Source organism: Bacillus sp. SD127, from assembly GCF_058566445.1.
The window spans coordinates 649,443-669,546 of sequence record NZ_CP191226.1 but is presented as its reverse complement, the minus strand read 5'-3'; the positions used below and the strand labels follow the sequence as shown (position 1 = coordinate 669,546).

19 protein-coding genes are annotated in these 20,104 nt (G+C 45.4%); 8 read left to right on the top strand and 11 right to left on the bottom strand.

Annotation, left to right across the window (positions count from 1 at the left end; genetic code table 11):
* Positions 1–71 precede the first annotated feature (71 nt).
* The gene (locus ACQVGS_RS03465; RefSeq protein ID WP_010332017.1) at positions 72–818 is read left to right on the top strand and encodes a C39 family peptidase; all 747 of its coding nucleotides are present in this window, start codon (positions 72–74) and stop codon (positions 816–818) included.
* Positions 819–1,067: 249 nt separating this feature from the next.
* Entirely contained in the window at positions 1,068–1,733 is a 666-nt protein-coding gene (gene pelC / locus ACQVGS_RS03460; protein WP_010332018.1) for a pectate/pectin lyase PelC, read from the top strand.
* A gap of 20 nt (positions 1,734–1,753) precedes the next feature.
* Here pelC and ACQVGS_RS03455 read toward each other — a convergent pair whose 3' ends face one another.
* Genes ACQVGS_RS03455 through hprK form a run of 5 tightly spaced genes read right to left on the bottom strand, consistent with a single transcriptional unit; the run spans position 1,754 to position 5,643 of the window.
* Positions 1,754–2,275, bottom strand: coding sequence for an acyltransferase (locus tag ACQVGS_RS03455; RefSeq protein WP_095712936.1), 522 nt, complete (start codon positions 2,273–2,275; stop codon positions 1,754–1,756).
* Positions 2,276–2,278: 3 nt separating this feature from the next.
* Entirely contained in the window at positions 2,279–2,929 is a 651-nt protein-coding gene (gene ppaX / locus ACQVGS_RS03450) for a pyrophosphatase PpaX (RefSeq protein ID WP_024122986.1), read from the bottom strand.
* Positions 2,926–3,864, bottom strand: a complete 939-nt coding sequence (locus ACQVGS_RS03445) for a nucleoside recognition domain-containing protein (protein ID WP_095712934.1) — start codon at positions 3,862–3,864, stop codon at positions 2,926–2,928. The genes ppaX and ACQVGS_RS03445 overlap by 4 nt, the downstream gene beginning before the upstream one ends.
* Before the next feature lie 23 nt (positions 3,865–3,887).
* Entirely contained in the window at positions 3,888–4,697 is an 810-nt protein-coding gene (lgt, locus tag ACQVGS_RS03440) for a prolipoprotein diacylglyceryl transferase (RefSeq protein ID WP_044159380.1), read from the bottom strand.
* A 13-nt stretch (positions 4,698–4,710) separates the two neighbouring features.
* Positions 4,711–5,643 carry an HPr(Ser) kinase/phosphatase gene (gene hprK, locus ACQVGS_RS03435; RefSeq protein ID WP_010332023.1) on the bottom strand — a complete coding sequence of 311 codons (933 nt, stop codon included), beginning with the start codon at positions 5,641–5,643 and terminating at the stop codon, positions 4,711–4,713.
* 182 nt (positions 5,644–5,825) lie between these two features.
* Here hprK and nagA point away from each other — a divergent pair, with 182 nt between their 5' ends.
* The 3 genes from nagA to ACQVGS_RS03420 are packed head-to-tail and all read left to right on the top strand — an operon-like array spanning position 5,826 to position 8,486.
* The gene (gene nagA / locus ACQVGS_RS03430) at positions 5,826–7,016 is read left to right on the top strand and encodes an N-acetylglucosamine-6-phosphate deacetylase (RefSeq protein WP_255002050.1); all 1,191 of its coding nucleotides are present in this window, start codon (positions 5,826–5,828) and stop codon (positions 7,014–7,016) included.
* Positions 7,013–7,741, top strand: a complete 729-nt coding sequence (gene nagB, locus ACQVGS_RS03425; protein WP_103671272.1) for a glucosamine-6-phosphate deaminase — start codon at positions 7,013–7,015, stop codon at positions 7,739–7,741. The genes nagA and nagB overlap by 4 nt, the downstream gene beginning before the upstream one ends.
* Positions 7,742–7,754: 13 nt before the next feature.
* The gene (locus ACQVGS_RS03420; protein WP_101859884.1) at positions 7,755–8,486 is read left to right on the top strand and encodes a GntR family transcriptional regulator; all 732 of its coding nucleotides are present in this window, start codon (positions 7,755–7,757) and stop codon (positions 8,484–8,486) included.
* A gap of 19 nt (positions 8,487–8,505) precedes the next feature.
* Here ACQVGS_RS03420 and ACQVGS_RS03415 read toward each other — a convergent pair whose 3' ends face one another.
* Entirely contained in the window at positions 8,506–12,381 is a 3,876-nt protein-coding gene (locus ACQVGS_RS03415) for a lamin tail domain-containing metallophosphoesterase family protein (protein ID WP_400153188.1), read from the bottom strand.
* 572 nt (positions 12,382–12,953) lie between these two features.
* Between ACQVGS_RS03415 and ACQVGS_RS03410 the strand changes: the two genes are divergently transcribed.
* Positions 12,954–13,463, top strand: a complete 510-nt coding sequence (locus ACQVGS_RS03410; RefSeq protein ID WP_316961113.1) for a MarR family transcriptional regulator — start codon at positions 12,954–12,956, stop codon at positions 13,461–13,463.
* A gap of 16 nt (positions 13,464–13,479) precedes the next feature.
* Positions 13,480–14,694, top strand: a complete 1,215-nt coding sequence (locus ACQVGS_RS03405; protein ID WP_127696440.1) for an MFS transporter — start codon at positions 13,480–13,482, stop codon at positions 14,692–14,694.
* Positions 14,695–14,720: 26 nt separating this feature from the next.
* Here the strand turns inward: ACQVGS_RS03405 and ACQVGS_RS03400 are convergent, their stop codons facing one another.
* From ACQVGS_RS03400 to ACQVGS_RS03385, 4 genes are read right to left on the bottom strand one after another with little or no spacing between them, the layout of a single operon-like run.
* Positions 14,721–15,080 carry a phage holin family protein gene (locus ACQVGS_RS03400; protein WP_010332033.1) on the bottom strand — a complete coding sequence of 120 codons (360 nt, stop codon included), beginning with the start codon at positions 15,078–15,080 and terminating at the stop codon, positions 14,721–14,723.
* A gap of 1 nt (position 15,081) precedes the next feature.
* Complete coding sequence (locus ACQVGS_RS03395) at positions 15,082–15,279, bottom strand: PspC domain-containing protein (RefSeq protein ID WP_024122997.1); 198 nt, start codon at positions 15,277–15,279, stop codon at positions 15,082–15,084.
* A 4-nt stretch (positions 15,280–15,283) separates the two neighbouring features.
* On the bottom strand, positions 15,284–16,381 hold the full coding sequence (locus ACQVGS_RS03390; RefSeq protein ID WP_024122998.1) for a DUF4097 family beta strand repeat-containing protein: 1,098 nt from the start codon (positions 16,379–16,381) through the stop codon (positions 15,284–15,286).
* Positions 16,382–16,404: 23 nt separating this feature from the next.
* Complete coding sequence (locus tag ACQVGS_RS03385; RefSeq protein ID WP_188323338.1) at positions 16,405–16,731, bottom strand: hypothetical protein; 327 nt, start codon at positions 16,729–16,731, stop codon at positions 16,405–16,407.
* A gap of 218 nt (positions 16,732–16,949) precedes the next feature.
* Here ACQVGS_RS03385 and ACQVGS_RS03380 point away from each other — a divergent pair, with 218 nt between their 5' ends.
* Complete coding sequence (locus ACQVGS_RS03380) at positions 16,950–17,180, top strand: hypothetical protein (protein ID WP_024123000.1); 231 nt, start codon at positions 16,950–16,952, stop codon at positions 17,178–17,180.
* A 43-nt stretch (positions 17,181–17,223) separates the two neighbouring features.
* On the opposite strand, the gene uvrA is transcribed toward ACQVGS_RS03380, so the two are convergent.
* Positions 17,224–20,097 carry an excinuclease ABC subunit UvrA gene (gene uvrA / locus ACQVGS_RS03375; RefSeq protein ID WP_491830955.1) on the bottom strand — a complete coding sequence of 958 codons (2,874 nt, stop codon included), beginning with the start codon at positions 20,095–20,097 and terminating at the stop codon, positions 17,224–17,226.
* Between the last annotated feature and the right edge of the window lie 7 nt (positions 20,098–20,104).

Sequence of the window (20,104 nt, the reverse complement as noted above, 5' to 3'; positions counted from 1 at the left end):
TAGGTCATATCTCAAATTCTTGATGTTTGGCATGCTATAATACAAATCAAATAGAGAACAAGGAGTTAAAGATGAAAACACTGCGAACGTTATGTGTACTGATCATACTTTCTGCTGTCATTTTCTTCGGCATCAAAATATATGCAAAAGATATAGATATTTCGTTTTTCAAAATTGATTTAGGTGCAACGAAGAATGAATCTGAAGCAGCAAACAAAGAGAAGAAACTGAAAGGAAGCGCTGAGCCGATGGACGTCACGCTTTTCAATCAGATGGATGCCCCAAAGCTCTATAATGGCTGTGAGGTGACGAGCCTTGCGATGGTGCTGCACTATGCGGGATACAACGTGACAAAGAATACACTGGCAAACCAGATCGCAACAGTGCCTTTGACATACAGCAGCGGATTAAAAGGTGATCCGAATGACGGATTTGTCGGTGATATGGCGAACGGCCCGGGGCTAGGTGTCTATCACGGCCCGATCTATCAGCTCGCTAAAACCTATGCGGGGGACAGCGTTTCTGATCTGACAGGAAAAAGCATCTCTGCTGTTTATGAGCAGCTTGAGAAAGGCAACCCGGTTTGGGTTATCACGACAGCCAACTTTACGCCGGTTGACAACATGCAGACATGGAAAACGCCAAACGGAACGATCGATATCACGTACAGCGAACACAGTGTCGCCGTCACGGGTTATGATGAAAATTACGTGTATGTGAATGACCCTTATGGCTATAAAAACAGAAAAACAGACCGGACCAGCTTCGAAAAAGCGTGGGTACAAATGGGCAGCCAAGCCATCGTCGTTCAAAAGTAAAGCTGCCCGCTTTCACAAGCTTTTCTTATGCTCTCTCCTGAGCAAATACGCCAATACTCATGCTTGATGTTTAAATCAGGTAACAATGACGCATTTTCCATTTCCCATCCAAATTTGTCTTTACTTTCAAGCTGGCTATTTTTATGATTAAAACAGATTCAGCCTTGCCCCGATCTATGTGAGAGAAGCCGGTGCAAGATGCTGACGCTTCTCTTACAAAACTAAAGATATCCGGGGAGGATTTTATCATTGAAAAAAATCGTGTCTATCCTATTTATGTTCAGTTTGGTTATGGGCTTCAGCCAGTTTCAGACATCAACTGCTTTTGCAGCTGACAAAGTGGTTCATGAAACAATTATCGTGCCAAAAAATACAACATATGACGGGAAGGGACAGCGGTTTGTAGCAGGAAAAGAATTGGGTGACGGAAGCCAATCCGAAAACCAAAAGCCTGTTTTTCGTGTGGAAGACGGAGCAACTCTGAAAAATGTAGTGCTCGGAGCTCCTGCTGCTGATGGCGTGCACACTTATGGAAACGTTAACATTCAGAATGTGACGTGGGAAGATGTCGGTGAGGACGCGTTAACTGTGAAGAAGGAAGGAAAAGTAACCATTGACGGCGGTTCTGCTCAAAAAGCTTCTGATAAAATCTTTCAAATCAATAAAGCCAGCACGTTTACAGTGAAAAACTTCACTGCGGATAACGGCGGAAAGTTTATTAGACAGCTGGGCGGGTCGACCTTCCATACCGATGTCATTATCGACAGATGCACCATCACAAACATGAAGGAAGCGATTTTCCGTACGGACAGTAAAACGAGCACTGTCACCATGACGAACACAAGATACTCCAACGTCGGCAAGAAATGGATCGGCGTCCAGCACGTAACGGAAAAAAACAATACCCAATTTTAATATACAAAAAAAAGCCCGCGCTATTTATTCAGCGGGCTTTTTATTCTTTCCTGCATTTCTTCCCTTGTGTATATGATTTTCATCGGATTTCCGCCGACAAATGCTCCGGCTGGCACATCCTTATGGACAAGCGTTCCGGCGGACACGACTGCGCCATCCCCTATTTCTACGCCTGGCAGAATGGTCGTGTTGGCTCCGATCATCACTTCGTCTCCGATCAGGACTTTACCGGTTCGATACTCCTGAATTAAATACTCATGGGCCAAAATGGTCGTATTGTATCCGATGATTGAATTCGTTCCGACTGAGATCTTTTCCGGAAACATAATATCGGGCATCACCATGAGGGCAAAGGATGTCTGCTTTCCGACCTTCATCCGCAAAAATGTACGGTACAGCCAGTTTTTCATCCCTATAAACGGTGTGTATCTCGCGATTTGAATGATCATGAAATTCTTCACTACCTTCAAAAAAGGCACCGTTTGATAGACATGCCACAGTGAGTTAGCACCTGATACCGGATGCCGGTCTGTTTTTCTCACAGATTACTTCACTCCAACGATTTGTAATAGATCACTCATTTTCTCAAGCATATAGTCAGGCTCATGTTTCGCCAGCGCTTCCGGGCCTTTAATCGTCCAAGCGACCCCGGCTGTTTTTGTGCCGGCGTTTTTACCCGCCAGAATATCATGATAGTTGTCGCCGACCATGATGGCTTCCGCAGGCTCGCTTCCCAGCTGTTTCAGCGCCAGCAGAACAGGCTCGGGATCAGGTTTTGCCATCGTGACGTCATCAAGTGTAACAACGGTTTCGAAAAATTCGCCGATTCCCGTCAGCTTAAGGCCCATATTGACAGTATCTCTTAATTTTGTTGTCACAATTCCTAATGTAAAGCCTGCTTTTTTTAGTTCATCCAGCGTTTCATAAACCGTTTCATATTCGGTGACAAGTGTGTCATGCATCTGGTGATTGTATGTTCTGTACATGCTGATCATATCTTCAGTTTTCTCAGCATCCATTGAAGAAAACGTTTCAAAAAGAGACGGGCCGATAAACGCAAGCACATCTTCACGTTTATAGCGGCTCGGGTAATAATGCTCCAGCGTATGCAAAAATGACGCGATAATTAATTCATTCGTATTAATAAGGGTTCCGTCTAAATCAAACAGAATTGTCGTAACTTGTTTATCAGTCATACTGCTTCCTTTCCAACCGCTGAGGGTTTCCATTTTTTCCACGTATACGATATAGCCATCGTCAGCAGCACAGCCGTAGTGACCCGGATCAGCAGAAGCGGCCAAACTGGAATGCCAAGCGGAATAAAGACAAGTGTGTCTTCAACGACGGCATGGCAGGCAACGAGAAAAATAAAGGCCAGTGTCATGTCGCGCCTGCCAACGCCGTCATCTTCGACTGCTTTAATCATGACACCCGCTCCGTAGGCCAGACCGATTGTCAAGCCGGCCACCATTGTCATCGAGGTATTTTTATTCATGCCGAGCATCTGCGTAAACGGAGACAGCCACTTCGAAAACGTGTGCAGCCAGCCTAAGTCTCGCATAAATTGAATGATGATCATCAGCGGGATCACAATTGCCGCCAGCTGCAAAACGCCAAGACCGGCTTTCATTAAAGCCTCGGCCAGCATCGCCAGCCAGCCGTCAGGCGCATCACCCCTTGCAGCGATAAAACCGTACTGCGCTGTTTCCTGCCCGCCATGCCAGATGAGATTGATGACGATTGCAGAAACAGCTGCCAAACCAATGCGCACTGCCAATATGATGCCAATCCTGATCCCGACCTTTGCTGCGACTGTCGATTCGATAATCAAGTTATGACAGAATGAAAGCATCACCGCTAAGATAAAAACTTCCTTCACGGATAAATCCAGTGTCAATATCCCGGCAATCCCCGCGTACAGATTCAGCATATTCCCAAGAACAAGCGGGATCGCCGCTTCACCGGAAAGCCCGAACAGGCCCATCACCGGTGTAATCAGCCGTACCAGCCAATCCATGACAGGCGTATGCTGAAGCAAAGTGACCACCAGCGTTACCGGAAAAATGACTTTGCCGAGTGTCCATGTTGTTTGAAGACCTGCCGCAAGACCGGCCAGAAAAATCTTCTTCATCCCTCATCCCCCTTTGTTACCGTCTACTCTGCGTAACGCTTCGCCGAGTACCCCTTGACGCGTCTGAAGATGATGGCTGCTACAGCCAAAACAATCAATACGATTGAGATCACCTGAGCGATGCGAAGCGAACTCGTCAGCATTAAGCTGTCAGTCCGCATTCCTTCAATAAAGAGCCTTCCGATTGAATACCAAATGATATAGGTTAAAAACAGCTCGCCTCTCCGCAAATTCGCTCTGCGCAAAAGAAGCAGTATAATAACGCCGACAAAGCTCCATAGTGATTCATATAAAAAAGTAGGATGATAATATTGGCCGTTGATGTACATTTGATTGATGATAAACTCAGGCAGGTGCAGGTTTTCTAAAAAGGCTCTGCTGACCGCCTCCCCGTGTGCCTCTTGATTGACAAAGTTTCCCCAGCGGCCGATCGCCTGACCGAGCAAAATGCTTGGCGCCGCGATATCCGCAAGCTTCCAGAAAGAAATGTTTTTCACTCTCGAAAAGACATAGCCTGTCAAAATGGCACCGATTAAGCCGCCGTGAATCGCGATGCCGCCCTTCCAGATTTTTATGATTTCCCCCGGATGTTCGGCATAATAATCCCATTCAAATGCAACGTAATAAATCCGTGCGCAAATAATCGCGATTGGGATCGCAAAAAGGACGAGATCGATAAAAATATCTTTCTGCAGTCCTCGTTTCTCACTTTCTCTCATGGCAATCCAAAGCCCCAGCAAAGCACCGAGGCCGATAATGATTCCGTACCAATGGACGGCTAACGGCCCCAGCTGAAACGCTATCGGATTGAGTGGTTCTATCGCTTCATTCATTTATTGCCAACTCCTATTCGTCTTGTTCACCGTCTTCAATGACATCCGCCAGCTTGTTGGTAAATTGCTCAGCGGCGTTTAAGCCCATCCGCTTCAATCTGAAGTTCATAGCAGCCACTTCAATAATGACCGCGAGATTTCGTCCCGGACGGACAGGGATCGTGAGTTTTGTAATTTCTGTATCAATGATTTTCATTGTTTCTTCTTCGAGTCCAAGACGGTCGTATTGCTTGCCCTGCTCCCAGAGTTCAAGATTCATCACAATTGTAATTCGTTTATTGCTTCTGACCGCACCGGCACCAAACAGCGTCATGACGTTAATAATGCCAAGCCCTCTAATTTCAAGCAGATGCTCAATGAGCTCAGGGGCGTTTCCGACAAGGGTATCCTGATCCTCCTGCCGAATTTCAACACAATCATCAGCAACAAGGCGGTGGCCTCTTTTCACAAGCTCCAACGCGGTTTCACTTTTTCCGACGCCGCTTTTCCCTGTGATCAGCACCCCTACTCCATATATATCGACAAGCACACCGTGAATGGCTGTGGTTGGCGCAAGTCTGCTTTCTAGGAAGTTGGTCAATCGGCTTGACAGTCTTGTCGTTTTCAAAGGCGATCTGAGGACAGGCACGCCGTTTTTCTCGGAAGCGTCAATGAGCTCCTGCGGGATAGGCATATCTCTAGACAGAATAATAGCTGGTGTTACATCCGTGCATAGAGAGTCCATTCGCTGCTTTTTATCCTCTTCCGGCAGCTGTTCAAAGAAAGAGAGCTCTGTTTTCCCCAGAAGCTGTACGCGCTCCCTGGGGTAATATGTAAAATATCCGGCAATTTCAATGCCTGGTCTTGATAAATCGCTCATCGTAATCGGGCGGTTAATACCTTCTTCACCGCTGATTAATTCCAAATGAAACTGTTCCATTACATCTTTTGTCCGAACCTTTGCCACGATATGTTCCTCCTGTTCCGGGATAACCCGAGCTTGCTCAACAATAATTTCATTTTATCACTTTCGGGCTTGAACCTAAAACAGATTTTATAAAAGACTGGCAAACGTGTCAGCTGGTCTAGATCACTAGTCTGAAAAAGAGTAAAATAAACGTATTCATATTCCAGAAAGGCGGATCATTTATGGCAGATAGTCTTCTTCTCAGCGGAATCAGTATCGTGACAGAAAATGAAGTGATCAAAAACGGCTATGTTGGAGTCAAGGACGGAAAAATCAGCGCTGTCTCAACAGAACGGCCAAAAGAGCAGTACTCAAAGGAAATTCAAGGCCCAAAGGATGCCGTATTGCTTCCGGGAATGATTGATATCCATATTCACGGCGGCTATGGCGCAGATACAATGGATGCGAGCTTCTCCGCGCTCGATGCCATGTCCTCAAGACTGCCTGAGGAAGGCACAACGAGTTTTTTAGCGACAACCATCACACAGGAGCACGGCCAAATTTCTCAAGCTCTCGAAAATGCGAGAGATTGGAAGTCTGCGGAGGAATCCTCTTCCTTAGGTGCGGAATTGATCGGAATTCATTTGGAGGGTCCCTTTGTTTCACCTAAAAGGGCCGGAGCGCAGCCAAAGGAATGGATCAGGCCCTCAGATCTTGCACTTTTCAAGAAGTGGCAGCAGGAGGCAGGCGGACTGATCAAAATCGTCACGCTTGCGCCGGAGGAGGACCAGCAATTTGAGCTGATCCGTTATTTAAAGGATGAGTCGATTATCGCGTCAATGGGACACACGGATGCAGACTCCGCATTACTTTTGGAAGCCTTTGAAGCAGGCGCCAGCCATATGACTCACTTATACAATGCGATGAGCCCGTTTCATCATCGTGAACCCGGAGTGATCGGAACAGCCCTTGCCCATGAGGGTTATGTCACAGAGCTTATTGCTGACGGTATCCACTCCCATCCGTTAGCGGCAAAGCTTGCTTTTTTAGCAAAAGGCAGCAGCAAGCTTATCTTGATCACCGATTCGATGCGGGCGAAAGGTCTGAAAGACGGAGTCTACGAGTTCGGCGGACAGAGTGTGACAGTAAAGGGAAAAACAGCTCTTCTTTCGGACGGGACGCTTGCCGGTTCGATTTTAAAAATGAATGAAAGCGCCCGGCATATGCGCGCGTTTACGAATTGCTCTTGGACGGATATAGCAAATATAACTTCAGCAAACGCGGCCAAACAGCTTGGCATCTTTGACCGAAAAGGCAGTATAACAGAGGGAAAAGATGCGGATCTTGTAATTGTCAGCAGTGAATGTGAGGTGCTTCTCACCGTTTGCCGCGGAAACATTGCATTTAAATCCAAGGAGGCTGATCATATATGAAAGTAATCGAATGTCAATCGTATGAGGCATTAAGCCAAAAAGCTGCCGGCATTGTGGCTGAAACAGTCAGGGAAAAGCCTGATGCCGTTCTCGGTTTAGCGACAGGCGGGACACCGGAAGGCACGTACCGCGAGCTGATCCGCCTGCACCAAACAGAGAATCTTTCTTTTCAAAACATCACCACGATTAATTTAGATGAATACGCCGGGCTTTCCGGTGATGACCCAAACAGCTATCACTGCTATATGAATGACCGTTTCTTTCAGCATATCGACAGTCAACCGAGCCGGCATTTTATTCCTGATGGAAACGCAGGTGACCTGGAAGCCGAGTGCAAACGCTACGAACAATTGATTGAATCACTTGGCGGAGCGGACATTCAGCTTCTCGGCATCGGCCGGAACGGGCATATCGGCTTTAATGAACCAGGTACATCATTCCAGTCCCGCACACATGTCGTGGCATTAAATGAACAAACCCGTCAGGCCAATGCCAGATATTTTCCCTCCATTGACAGTGTGCCAAAAAAAGCCGTTACAATGGGGATTCAAACGATTCTCTCAAGCAAGCAGATTCTTCTGCTTATCTCCGGCACAAGCAAAGCCGAAGCTGCCAAACGGCTGCTGGACGGACAAGTCAACGAGGAATTCCCTGCGTCTGCTTTGCATCTGCATCCTAACGTTTCGGTTTTGATTGATCAAGAAGCCGCGGGATTCAGGCATTGAAAGGATTTTCGCTATGAATATCGATAAACAATCTCCTATCCCGATTTATTATCAGATTATGGAGCAATTAAAAGCCCAAATAAAGAGCGGAGAGCTGAAGCCGGATATGCCGCTTCCTTCCGAGCGGGAATATGCCGAGCAATTCGGGATCAGCCGGATGACAGTGCGCCAAGCGCTTTCTAATTTGGTCAATGAAGGTTTTCTCTATCGCCAGAAAGGCCGGGGCACCTTTGTCAGCAAGTTAAAAATGGAGCAAGCGCTCCAAGGGCTTACAAGCTTTACCGAAGATATGAAAAGCCGCGGTATGAGGCCGAGCAGCAGGCTCATCGATTATCAGCTTATCGATTCGACTGAGGAGCTGGCCGCCATACTAGGGTGCGGGCACCCGTCCCGCATCCACAAAATCACACGGGTTCGGCTGGCGAATGATATTCCTATGGCGATCGAAGCCTCACACATCCCATTTGAGCTGGCAGGTGAATTAAATCAGTCTCATTTCAAGTCGTCGATTTACGAGCATATCGAAAGGTACAACAGCACGCCGATTTCCCGCGCCAAACAAGAGCTTGAACCGAGCGCCGCAACACAGGATGAAGCAAGCATGCTCGGCATCCAAGAGGGGGCGCCAGTCCTGTTGATTAAACGAACAACGTATTTGCAGAACGGGACTGCTTTTGAGCATGTAAAATCTGTATACAGGGGCGACCGTTATACTTTTGTTCACTACATGGATCGGCTGTCATAAAAAAATCTCCAACCCCTTTTTAAGGATTGGAGACACGGCGAAAATCAAACTGGTCTGGCGCTGGACGATAGGTTTCTTTTTTCGTCTTGAACTTCCAGATCGGTGATTTCGTTTTTCCGTTAAAGCTGTCTTCCACAATGGTGTACCAATAATAAACAGAACTCGGCTCTAGATTCTCCCAAAGGAATTCGGCGGTTTCCCCGCTTTTCACTTTCTCGCGTTTTCCGAGCTGTTCGTTTGTATAGACATTGCATTCAAAATAATCGGTTTCTACTCTTTTCATTCTTGGCTTCAGATCAAGCTCCAGCGTAAACTCATCCTTGTTGCCGTAACTATCTGTATCATAAAAGTTTTTATCATCCAAATACGGAGAGTATGTGGATACATGCACCACATTGTTTGCCTGGTCAAACTGCATCAAACGCAAATATCCCTGGCCGCCCTCGGGCCCGCCCTGATAATCAGCAAGCATTTGATGTACGAGACGATCCGGTTTTCCGTCTCCGTCATCATCCAGCTCATCTGTTTTTCTCATCGCGCTGTGATAATGTCCGCTTAACACCATCACGACATTCGGGTTCGGCTTGACAACTTTCTTGAAAATTTTCTCGCCGATCGGGCTTCTGTTTCCGCTTACGAGTAAATATTCATGAAAAGCTAAGACAGCTGTCCTGTCAGGGTGCTTCTTCAGCACTTGATTCATCCATGCGATGTCTTCGTCCGTGATGCCCCAGCCCATGTACAGCATGATATAATCATTGCCGCTGCTTGATATGAGGTCATAATGCCCGCGGTTATTTTTGTACGATTCGCCATAATACAGTCTCTTATCGAAACGGTGGCTGCCAAAGTATTTGCCAAATGCCCTGTAGGAGCCGTCCTTATGACCGACATCGTGGTTTCCGGCCAGCACGCCGTAAGGAATTCCGCTGTTGTCCAGGACACGCATTGATTGATCAGCGTTTCTCCACTGTCTGATATCCGCGGAATCATCTACAATATCCCCTGTATGAAACACGTATTTCGTATTCAGCTTCCTTTGGGTATTTTTGATCCATGCAGTCTGCTTATCAAAAATATGCGGATAGCTTTTTGCATAATATTGCGTGTCTGACATCCAGACAAAGGTATACATATCCTTCGCAGGAGGAATTTCGTCCTGAACAATGATATTCACCTTAGATTTCCGTACATAATCGGAAGCGATGACAGACGCCTTTAGCGTGAACTGTTTGTCATCTTTGGCAACGAAGCTGTCAATCGGCTGCCACTGGCTTGTCCGGTAATTCCAAGCGTACATTGTCACTTTCCTCCCCGGCAGAGAGCTTCCTCTCCAAACGGCTTCAGCTAAATCATTCTCATCAATGGACGGGTCAACCGTCACTTCAAAACGGTGATAAGGAAAAAGCTCCTTCTCTTCAGTTGACACTGTTTTTCCGTCAGCTCCTGACACCCGATTCATTTCTTCATTGGTAAACGGCGTCTCGCTTTCCGGGACAAAGCTCTTCGGAGGTTCAGTCAGTGACGCATGCTTAAAAATTTTCACATTATTTCTGTTTTGCGCGGTATATTGAAAGCCTCTGTAAAAAGACACATCCATCGCATCATTCGTCGGATCCTTCACCCGCACCGAAAGCTTGGCTTTGTGCGTATCGGCATCGCTATTTACGATTTCCGGCTGGTCCGGATGCTCCCGCTCTGTCTTAAATGTCCGCTCAATAACCGTTTTATTGCCAGCCAAATCTGTTGCTGAGACTTTCAGCGTGTGTTTGCCCGGAGACAGCTCAGAAGTTGACGTATGATATGGGAGCGTAATGCTGTCACCATCTAAAAATGCCTCTGTTTCCTCTATTTTGCTCCATTTATCAAACATATCTGCCTGCAGAACCAGATTTCCTTTATACGTCTGTCCGTCCGTCACATTCGGTTCGATGTGCGGCCCTGAATTATCAACCCGCACTACAAAACTCAGGTTTTCATTCCCGTCGCTTACTGCAATATGATGGGCTCCTTCAGTCAGCTTCTCTGTATCCCACTTCAGCAGCTGTGACGTAAACAGTCCGTCAGGCAAATGAAATTGAAACGGCCAGCTTTTATTTGAGCGCTGATTATCCCCAATAAAAAGCTCCTTCTCGGGAGAAATACGCTCATCCCTGATCACCGTTCCATCCGATAATATCAATCGGGCATTTTTGACTAAAAAGTCATCACGGTTTTCAGCCGTATCAAACGGAGATACCTTTGAACCCGATCGTATCGTGATACGCTGCAGCTGCTTCCCTTTTTGAAGCAGCGTCTCCGGCAGAGGGACAGAATAGGTGCGGTATTTATTTGTCGTATCATCGAAGACTTTTAGCACCTTGCCGTCCATCGTTACAGCATTTTTAAAGTAAAGGTTCGTTTTTCGGGTATCGAACGCAAAATATACTTCTTTTTCCATGGCGGGCTCTGTCAGTTGTTTTTTTCCGTCAATCCACAACTTAATGCTGTCAGTCCGCCCATCCGTAGTCGCTTTGAGAAACTGTGTCCCCGAAAGTGTATCTCTGTTTTCTATATTCATCCGCAAACCGTGCGACTTGCTTGTTTGCTTAATATCAATCATTTTGACAGGCGTCTTCGCTTCATTAATCCCGTCACCGGCTACGACGTAATACTCAAGCTGATCCTTCCCGATCAGCTCAGGTGAGTAGACAATATAATGGTACAAATGATCGTTGCGGTCTTTTTCAGCGAAAATGCGTTTGAACGGTTTGTTTTCATCTGTCCGATAATAAAAGGCGGCCGTTTTAACTAAACTGCGGTCACGTATGTCAGCCCGCAGTTCAATGCTTTCAGCCGGACGGACAGGCTTGCGGTCTGTTAAATCTTCTATAACCGGCTTTTCTTTATCAAGCATCATTTTTCGTTTTTGCTCTGGAACCTGCGCCTGTAAAACCGAGCCTGGCGACGGATTTTTTTCTGCTATTGAAATGTTGAGCAGTTCCGCTGTTCCATCGAGAGGATATTTATAAAGCACAGACGACAGGCGGCGCAGCGCATGCTTTCTGTAGTGCGCAACTGAAATATCCTTCCCTGTATTCGTCGATATCGCAACCGCACGCGGCCGGGTATTCGCCATGCCCTCTGTTCCTTCCAGCACCAACAGATTTTCCCCTTCTCTCAAATGTGTCTGATAGTGCCGGTTAAAATCATCCGCTGTCAACTCAGGATGTCCGGCAGGCTTGAGCCAAAATACACAGGTTTCGCCAGAAGGAATGACGACCCGCTGATCAGGTCTCCAAATCAAATCGGAGTCCGGCCCTTCCTTCGGATAGCGATATCGGATGTGATAATCTTTAAAATCAATTGTTCTGTCGGTTGTATTATATACCTCAATAAATTCATAACCGTCTGTACGCCCGGTATTTTTTGTATCAACCGCAAGCTCGGTGATCAGCAGCTCCGGGATATGGGCGAGATCAGCCTGAAATCCATCCAGCTTCAGTGTCTTCGTTTCTGACTCCACCTGCTGCTTTCCATTCGAGAACACAATGTAATACTCGAGCTCGCTATTCCAGATTGACCTCTTCGGAATTTGCGCCAAAAACTGGCGGATAGCTCCAGGGGTTGGGTCCATCGGCACCATTTTATAGCCCAGTTCATTGCTTTGTTTATAAAACAAAAAGGCAGAAAACGATTGATACTCACTGTCACGCACGTGCGCCTGAATAATCAGATTGCCCTTCATTTCAGCCTTCACTTCAATTTGAGGAGGGTTTTCAAGCAAGGGTATGTAATGAGGCGTTTGGAACGGTTCCTGCTTTATGACGGGCAAAGCCCTCGCTTCATGATGGCCGCCAGACTGAACAAACAGAAAAGACAATAATAAAGAAGCGATGACTGTGTATTTTCTCATCACGACACCTCCCTTTTACGTATTTTGCGTCTGAACAGGGAAGCTTATGAGTTAATTTTTGTGCAAAAAGAACAAAAAGACATCGGCCTCTTGAAGTTAAACCGGTTAACGATAAAATCAGAGAGGCAGATTGATGAATAACAGCATTCATAATGAATGATTTCAAGCGGTACAAGAGTTCGCATTAAAAAGAGATAAGCACGGTACAGCTTCCATCTCATTTACCTCTTAAAATGAGATGGATTATTGATAGACAGCACTTAAAGCTTCAACGGATCATTTTCAGCAATAACCTTTTTTCGTTTCATAGACGATTATCATAATTAATGTTTATCAGTAAACATCGGTCATTCCATCCCTTATTCTGCCATGTGTCAATATCATCAGCCCTAAAAAATTGAAAATAAGTGTAAATGCCATGGTTTTTACACTATTTTACTGGTCATTTTTCAGCTTCCTTAAGCACCAGCAATTGACAACAAAAACAAGTACAGATAAAATCAAATCGTTCACCGATAAACAATTTTTATTATTTCCTGGTAAACCATTCATTCAAAGAAAGAAGGTAGCCTATGTCCGGTCTGACAAAACAGCTGATATACGACATATACGTTCGGCTTCTGCATCTTAATGAACAAAAAGCGAATACTTCACTTCAGCAGTTCTTTAAGGAGGCCGCAGAAGAAGATGTGATTGATGTTCCCAAAAACATGACTAGCATCCATGTCATTGACTGTATTGGCCAACATGAACCGATTAATAATACGGGAATTGCCAAAAAAATGAACTTATCAAAAGCGAACGTAACGAAAATCAGCACAAAACTGATCAAAGAAGAATTTATCAATCGCTATCAGCTGACTGATAACAAAAAAGAAGTCTATTTCAAATTAACCCGTAAAGGCAGACAGATTTTTGATTTGCATGAAAAACTGCACAAAAAAAAGGAGCTGGCATTTTACCAATTCCTTGATTCATTCTCACAAGATGAACAGAATGCTGTATTGAAATTTTTAGAACAGCTTACCTCCAGACTTGAAGCTGAGCAAACAGATGATACTTCAGAGAAACCTGTAAAGTAAAAAAGGGGGTTGTTTTATGGCTCAAACGAAATCAAAAGCAATGCTGATCTTGTATATTGTTTGTTTCAGCGCATTTTTTGCTTCTTTAAGCCAAAATATGTATTCACCCATCATCCCGATTATTAAAGAATCTTTCCATGTCTCTGTAACCCTCGTAAACCTGACAATTTCAGTTTTTATGATTGTGACAGCCATTATGCAAATTATTTTGGGCGCCATCATCGATTTTAAAGGCGCGCGTTATGTCTTGCTTGCCGGAATACTGGCAACGGCGGCAGCCAGTTTCGTGTGTGCCGTCACCACTGATTTTACTTTGTTTCTTATTTTTAGAATCGTACAGGCAGCCGGTTCCGCAGCACTCCCTCTCATTGCAGCCACCACAATCGGCCAGCTATTTACAGGCAATGATCGCGGAAATGCCATGGGTACGTATCAAATGCAGCTTTCGGCCGCCCCGGCTATTGCTCCTGTCCTCGGGGGATTTCTCGGCGGGGCTTACGGACACGAAGGGATCTTTTGGATGCTGACGGTGATCTCTGTTATTTTATTAGCAACAAACAGCATTTTCTTCCCTAAGGATTCTCATAGCGGATCAAAGCAAGATGCAAAATCAAGCAGTTTGCTTGCTCATTATAAATCCATTTTCACAAACAGAGCTGGAAATGTCATTCTGACCTTAAGCTTTTTTCTCTTTTTCATTTATTTTGCGGTTATTGTCTATCTTCCGATATTGCTGACGGAACATTATCATATGGATGTACAGATAGCGGGACTGTTATATTTGCCTCTGGCGTTAAGCACAATCGCTGGTACCTTTCTGTTTAAAAACATACAGGCAAAAGTTCCTTTAAGTACATTGTTTGTCTACAGCAATTCAATTGCAGCGGTCAGCATCATTTTATTTGCTTTTACCCATTCCGTCTCGATCATTCTTATGGCTCTCACATTGGCGCTGTTCGGTGTCTCGATGGGGGTTATTCCTCCCCTGTATTCCACGATGATCACCAATGAGTTTGAACACAACAGGGGGAGCGCGATCGGAATCTTTAACTTTGTCAGATATACAGGTATGGCGGCCGGCCCGATGATATCAGCTTATCTGTTGACACGGATGCCGTCTGTCATGTCCTTTGGCCTTTTGGGTATCGCATTTGCCATATTGAGCTTTTGCCTTCTGCCGTATATGCATCAGGCGAAACATGACATCAAACAAGAAAAACATCTTATGTAAAAAAGCTGCCATTTGTATGGCAGCTTTTATTTTTTTCGAAGCGGTTCTAAAATGCCTTTTTGAATCAGCAAATGGAACACCGACAGGACAACAGATGCCAAGATGGCTGATCCGAAGCCGTCAATTTGAAAACTGTCACCCATAATGGACGCTGTCATCATCAAGGTGATGGCATTAATCACAAACAAAAAGAGACCCAGCGTCACAACTGTGACAGGCAGCGTAAAGATAATCAAGAGCGGTTTAATCAGCACGTTTAAGATTGATAAAATGAGGCTGGCAATAATCGCTGCCCCGATGCTGCTGATATGAATGGAATCAATGTAACCGTCAATGACGATTAATAATAAAGCATTTACTAAAATGCTGACTGCCCATTTGACCATGTTACTTCATATCCCTTTCTGACGGAACAATAAAAATCCAAATGATATATATGAGCAGAACAGGAATAACGCTTGTCATAACGGCTAAAATGACGGTTATCACTCTGAGGAGTGACGCATCCCAGTTGAAATACTCCGCCAGGCCGCCGATGACGCCGGCCATTTTCCTGTTTTTTTCTGAACGATATAATCTATTCATTCGATCACCTCTGTGTATACTTTAATTTGATGGCGCCAGTTAATGATTCGGAGAAAACGGCGATGTTTTGATCATGTGCTTGATTAGAAGTGAACATCATTTCTTTTTGAATGGTATCATTTTTTTCTTTCAGCATGTCAACATCTATTAATTCGTGGGACAGCGAGCCGAGATTGCTTTTCAGTTCAGCCTTCACCGCAAGATCATCCGGAATCGACAGCTCCACATTTCCAGTCGTCGTTTTTGTGTAAATCGAGCGGCAGTCTGATTCTGTTACAGTAATCGCGATATTTCCGTTAAAGCTTTGAACATCAATGGATTCGCTTTTTCCGCGCAGATCAATCAGCCCGTTAATGGTTTCCGCTTCTATCGTGCCGCAATTGTGATTGGCTAGCTTAATTTGGCCGTTCGCCGTTTCTGCCGAAGCTTTTTCAGCCGTCAAATTCGAGAACGACAGCACGCCATTTGTCGTTTTCGCCGAGAACTCTTTTACATGTAAATGTTCCCCTCTGATCGGTCCGTTAAACAGCTTCACCCGAATCTTATCATACTCCTTCTGAGGAATATACAATGTGACATTGGTTTTCATCGTTTTCTTTTCTGTACGGATAAAAAACTTATTTCCTTTGATTTCACATTCAATATGCTGAAGAAAAGCGTCTCTTGCTGCTTCTTGGCTGTCAGTGCGATATACCTTCGCCTGGCATTCCGCTCTGATATCCTCGTCTTCCCACGGAACAATATTTACGCTGCCGTTTGCGATCTGAAGCTCTACACTGGAAAAATCATTATCCTTAAATTGAAAAATATGCTGTACGTCAAACGAGTGACCGAAGTTCAAATCAAGATCAACTTCTTTGACCTTTTTCACAGCAGAATCAATCCAATCGAACAGCTTCGCCCCTAAAGACGGCTTGCTGCCCTCTTTTTTGGCCGCTGTAAATGGCTCATCCTCTTCATGAACGTTAACTGACAGAGCCGTGATTTTTTCTTCTTTTTCCTTATAGTCGCTGTCGAGCTTTTCAATCAGCGTTAATGCTTCCTGTGCCGTCAGCTTCCCTTCCTCCACAAGCTTGAGGATTCTTTCCTTTTCCTGCTTCATTCGATCTCCTCCCTATGATCTACTTATGCTGCACGCAGCACCTTAATGCCCTGAATGACGTTCCAAATCATAATGCCAATCACAACTAAGAAATATACGATTGCACCGCCAATCATCACAAATACAGGCATCACACTGTCCCCATCTATGGCAATAGCCCCGCCAAGAAAAGCGATAAATAAAACCAGCCAGCCGGCAAAAGGAACAATGTGAGAAAGCAGAGAACGTATCGCGTGATGTTTTGTCTCTTTCTCATCAACAACAAAATAAGCGACAATCGGCACAATGACCGGCGCGATAAAGACGCTGAAATAACAAAGTGATGCAATTATGGCTTGGTTACGGTTCAATTTATTCCACTCCCATCGTTAATCATCCGTGACAATAAGTCAGGACGTTTTACTTAGATAGATATACGTATAAAACCTCCAGAGGTTTCAAAATCATCCATTAGACATGCTTCCATTTACGGAAATTGGATTTTAAAAAGTTTTAGAAGTAGAATCTTTCAGCCGTACCGATTACAATATGTAAAAAGCTTACGGCAATCAAGGAGGCTGGACAAGCAATGGAGAAAGATCCCAGTGACTATACAGTAACACAAGAATCCGTTTTAAAACTGATTCATGAACAAAAAAGAATGAACCGTGAAATGTTAGCCGAGCTTGAACAGATTCACGGGCCTCTTCCCATCTCTCATGACATTCAATATATAAAAGTTCTCCTGGACAGCAGCAGCACTCATATTGTTCAAGATTTAATGAATGTGAGCCGGCAGCTGTATAAGAAGACGTTTTAATAAATACTGCAAAGAAAAGTGAAAACCCTCTGAAAAGAGGGTTTTAAGATGTTGCAGTTTCTTTCGCTTCCAAGAGTGACTTCATGCGCTTCTTGTCACGATCCATAACAGGCTTCAAATAACGCCCTGTATACGACTCTTCCACTTCAGTGATTTCCTCCGGTGTTCCCGACGCGACAATGGTGCCGCCTCCGGCTCCGCCTTCGGGCCCCAGATCAACAATATAATCAGACGTCTTGATGATATCAAGATTATGCTCAATGACAAGCACTGTATCCCCATTATCAACCAAACGCTGAAGCACGACAAGAAGTCTGGCGATATCGTCGACATGCAAACCTGTTGTCGGTTCATCTAAAATGTACAGCGTGCGGCCGGTTGAGCGTTTATGCAGTTCAGATGCAAGTTTCACCCGCTGCGCTTCACCGCCTGACAAGGTAGTCGCCGGCTGGCCGAGCGTAATATAACCAAGACCAACATCGTACAGGGTTTGGAGCTTGCGCTTAATTTTCGGGATATTTTCAAAAAAAGAAAGAGCATCTTCGACCGTCATATCAAGCACATCAGAAATGCTTTTTCCTTTGTATGTCACTTCAAGTGTTTCCCGGTTGTAGCGTTTGCCGTGGCACACTTCACATGGCACGTATACGTCAGGAAGGAAATGCATTTCAATTTTTATAATCCCGTCTCCACGGCAGGCTTCACATCGTCCGCCCTTCACATTAAAACTGAAACGGCCTTTTTTATAGCCGCGGACTTTCGCTTCATTTGTCTGTGCGAATACATCGCGAATATCATCAAAAACACCGGTGTATGTCGCAGGATTTGACCGCGGCGTTCTTCCGATCGGCGCCTGATCAATATCAATGACTTTGTCTAAATGTTCGAGGCCTTTGATTTCTTTATGGCTGCCTGGCTTCGCTTTTGCTTTATGAAGCTTTTGCGCTAATGCCTTGTGAAGTATTTCATTGACGAGGGTGCTTTTTCCCGATCCTGATACACCCGTAACCGCTGTAAACGTCCCTAGCGGAAACTTGGCATTTGCCTTTTTCAGATTGTTTTCTGAAGCGCCTTTAATCTCAATATAGCGGCCGTCCGGTTTTCTTCTTTCGGGAGGCAGCGGGATAAATTTCTTCCCTGATAAGTAACTGCCTGTTAACGAATCTTGATCTGCCATGACTTCTTCCGGAGTTCCCGCGGAAATAACTTGTCCTCCGTGGATGCCGGCACCCGGGCCGATATCAATTAAATAATCGGCTGCCATCATCGTATCCTCATCATGTTCTACGACGATCAGTGTGTTCCCCAGGTCTCTCATGTTTTTCAGCGCGCTGATTAAACGGTCGTTATCACGCTGGTGCAGACCAATTGATGGCTCATCTAAAATATAAAGCACACCGGATAACCGCGAACCGATTTGAGTTGCCAGCCTGATCCGCTGCGCCTCTCCCCCGGACAATGTTCCCGCTGCCCGGCTCAGTGTCAGATAATCAAGTCCGACTTTGTCCAGAAAGCTTAAACGCTCCACAATTTCCCGCAAAATCAGATCGGCAATCTTCATATCCTTTTCAGAAAGCGTAAGGTCTTTGAAGAAATCAAGGGCATTTCCGACAGACAGCTCGGTAATTTTTCCGATGTGACGTCCGTCGACCAGTACCGCAAGCGCCTCTTTCTTTAGCCGATAACCTTTACAAGTCGGACAAGCCTTTTGGGACATATATTGCTCCATCTGCTCACGGATGAAATCCGAGCCTGTCTCCTTGTAACGTCTTTCAATGTTGCGCAATACGCCTTCAAATTGGATTTCACCTTCGCGTATTTGCCCGAAATCATTTTCGTAACGGAAATAAATCAGGTCATCTCCGCTTCCATAAAGGACTTTATCCAGCTGATGCTTCGGCAGATCCTTTACCGGTACATCCATATCAATGCCGTAATGGGTGCAGACCGCTTCAAGAAGCTGCGGATAATATTGTGAGCTGATCGGCGTCCAAGGGGCAATTGCATTCTCTTTCAACGACAAATCTTGATTGGGAATGACAAGATCTGCATCAACTTCGAGCTTCATACCTAGACCGTCACACGTTGGACACGCTCCGAATGGGCTGTTGAATGAAAAAAGCCGCGGCTCAAGTTCACCGATTGAAAATCCGCAATGCGGACAGGCATGATGCTCACTGAACATCAGCTCTTCCTCACCGATCACATCAATCATGACACGCCCTTCACCTAATCGAAGCGCTGTCTCCAATGAATCCGACAGACGGGCTGCTACGCCTTCTTTTACCACAATCCGGTCAATGACAACCTCGATTGAATGTTTTTTATTCTTTTCTAATTCGATCTCATCAGAGAGCTCGGCCATCTCGCCGTCAATTCTGACTCTGACATAGCCTTGTTTTCTGATCTGCTCAAGCGCTTTTACTTGAGCGCCTTTTCTGCCGGACACAATCGGCGCCAGCACCTGAAGCTTCGTCCGCTCCGGATATTCCAAAATCCTGTCCACCATCTGCTCAATGGTCTGTGACGTGATTTCGATTCCGTGCTCCGGGCAATGCGGCTTTCCTACTCTCGCATACAAAAGACGCAGATAATCATAAATTTCCGTTACCGTACCGACAGTAGATCTCGGGTTTCGACTCGTTGTTTTCTGGTCAATGCTGATGGCAGGAGAAAGCCCTTCAATCGCATCGACATCAGGCTTATCCATTTGCCCTAAAAACTGGCGGGCATAGGCGGATAACGACTCAACATATCGTCTCTGCCCTTCTGCATATATGGTATCAAAGGCAAGGGAGGATTTCCCTGAACCAGACAGGCCCGTGACAACGACAAGCTGATCTCTCGGAATGGTCACATCAATATTTTTCAGGTTGTGCGCCCTTGCTCCCTTCACCTCAATCCGATCCATAGCCATTCTTTCA

Excerpts from the sequence above, each read along its gene's own strand:
- ACQVGS_RS03465 (WP_010332017.1), top strand. The coding sequence starts at position 72 with ATGAAAACACTGCGAACGTTATGTGTACTGATCATACTTTCTGCTGTC.
- ppaX (WP_024122986.1), bottom strand. The coding sequence starts at position 2,929 with ATGACTGATAAACAAGTTACGACAATTCTGTTTGATTTAGACGGAACC.
- ACQVGS_RS03445 (WP_095712934.1), bottom strand. The coding sequence starts at position 3,864 with ATGAAGAAGATTTTTCTGGCCGGTCTTGCGGCAGGTCTTCAAACAACA.
- lgt (WP_044159380.1), bottom strand. The coding sequence starts at position 4,697 with ATGAATGAAGCGATAGAACCACTCAATCCGATAGCGTTTCAGCTGGGG.
- nagA (WP_255002050.1), top strand. The coding sequence starts at position 5,826 with ATGGCAGATAGTCTTCTTCTCAGCGGAATCAGTATCGTGACAGAAAAT.
- nagB (WP_103671272.1), top strand. The coding sequence starts at position 7,013 with ATGAAAGTAATCGAATGTCAATCGTATGAGGCATTAAGCCAAAAAGCT.
- ACQVGS_RS03420 (WP_101859884.1), top strand. The coding sequence starts at position 7,755 with ATGAATATCGATAAACAATCTCCTATCCCGATTTATTATCAGATTATG.
- ACQVGS_RS03415 (WP_400153188.1), bottom strand. The coding sequence starts at position 12,381 with ATGAGAAAATACACAGTCATCGCTTCTTTATTATTGTCTTTTCTGTTT.
- ACQVGS_RS03410 (WP_316961113.1), top strand. The coding sequence starts at position 12,954 with ATGTCCGGTCTGACAAAACAGCTGATATACGACATATACGTTCGGCTT.
- ACQVGS_RS03405 (WP_127696440.1), top strand. The coding sequence starts at position 13,480 with ATGGCTCAAACGAAATCAAAAGCAATGCTGATCTTGTATATTGTTTGT.
- ACQVGS_RS03400 (WP_010332033.1), bottom strand. The coding sequence starts at position 15,080 with ATGGTCAAATGGGCAGTCAGCATTTTAGTAAATGCTTTATTATTAATC.
- ACQVGS_RS03395 (WP_024122997.1), bottom strand. The coding sequence starts at position 15,279 with ATGAATAGATTATATCGTTCAGAAAAAAACAGGAAAATGGCCGGCGTC.
- ACQVGS_RS03390 (WP_024122998.1), bottom strand. The coding sequence starts at position 16,381 with ATGAAGCAGGAAAAGGAAAGAATCCTCAAGCTTGTGGAGGAAGGGAAG.
- ACQVGS_RS03380 (WP_024123000.1), top strand. The coding sequence starts at position 16,950 with ATGGAGAAAGATCCCAGTGACTATACAGTAACACAAGAATCCGTTTTA.
- uvrA (WP_491830955.1), bottom strand. The coding sequence starts at position 20,097 with ATGGCTATGGATCGGATTGAGGTGAAGGGAGCAAGGGCGCACAACCTG.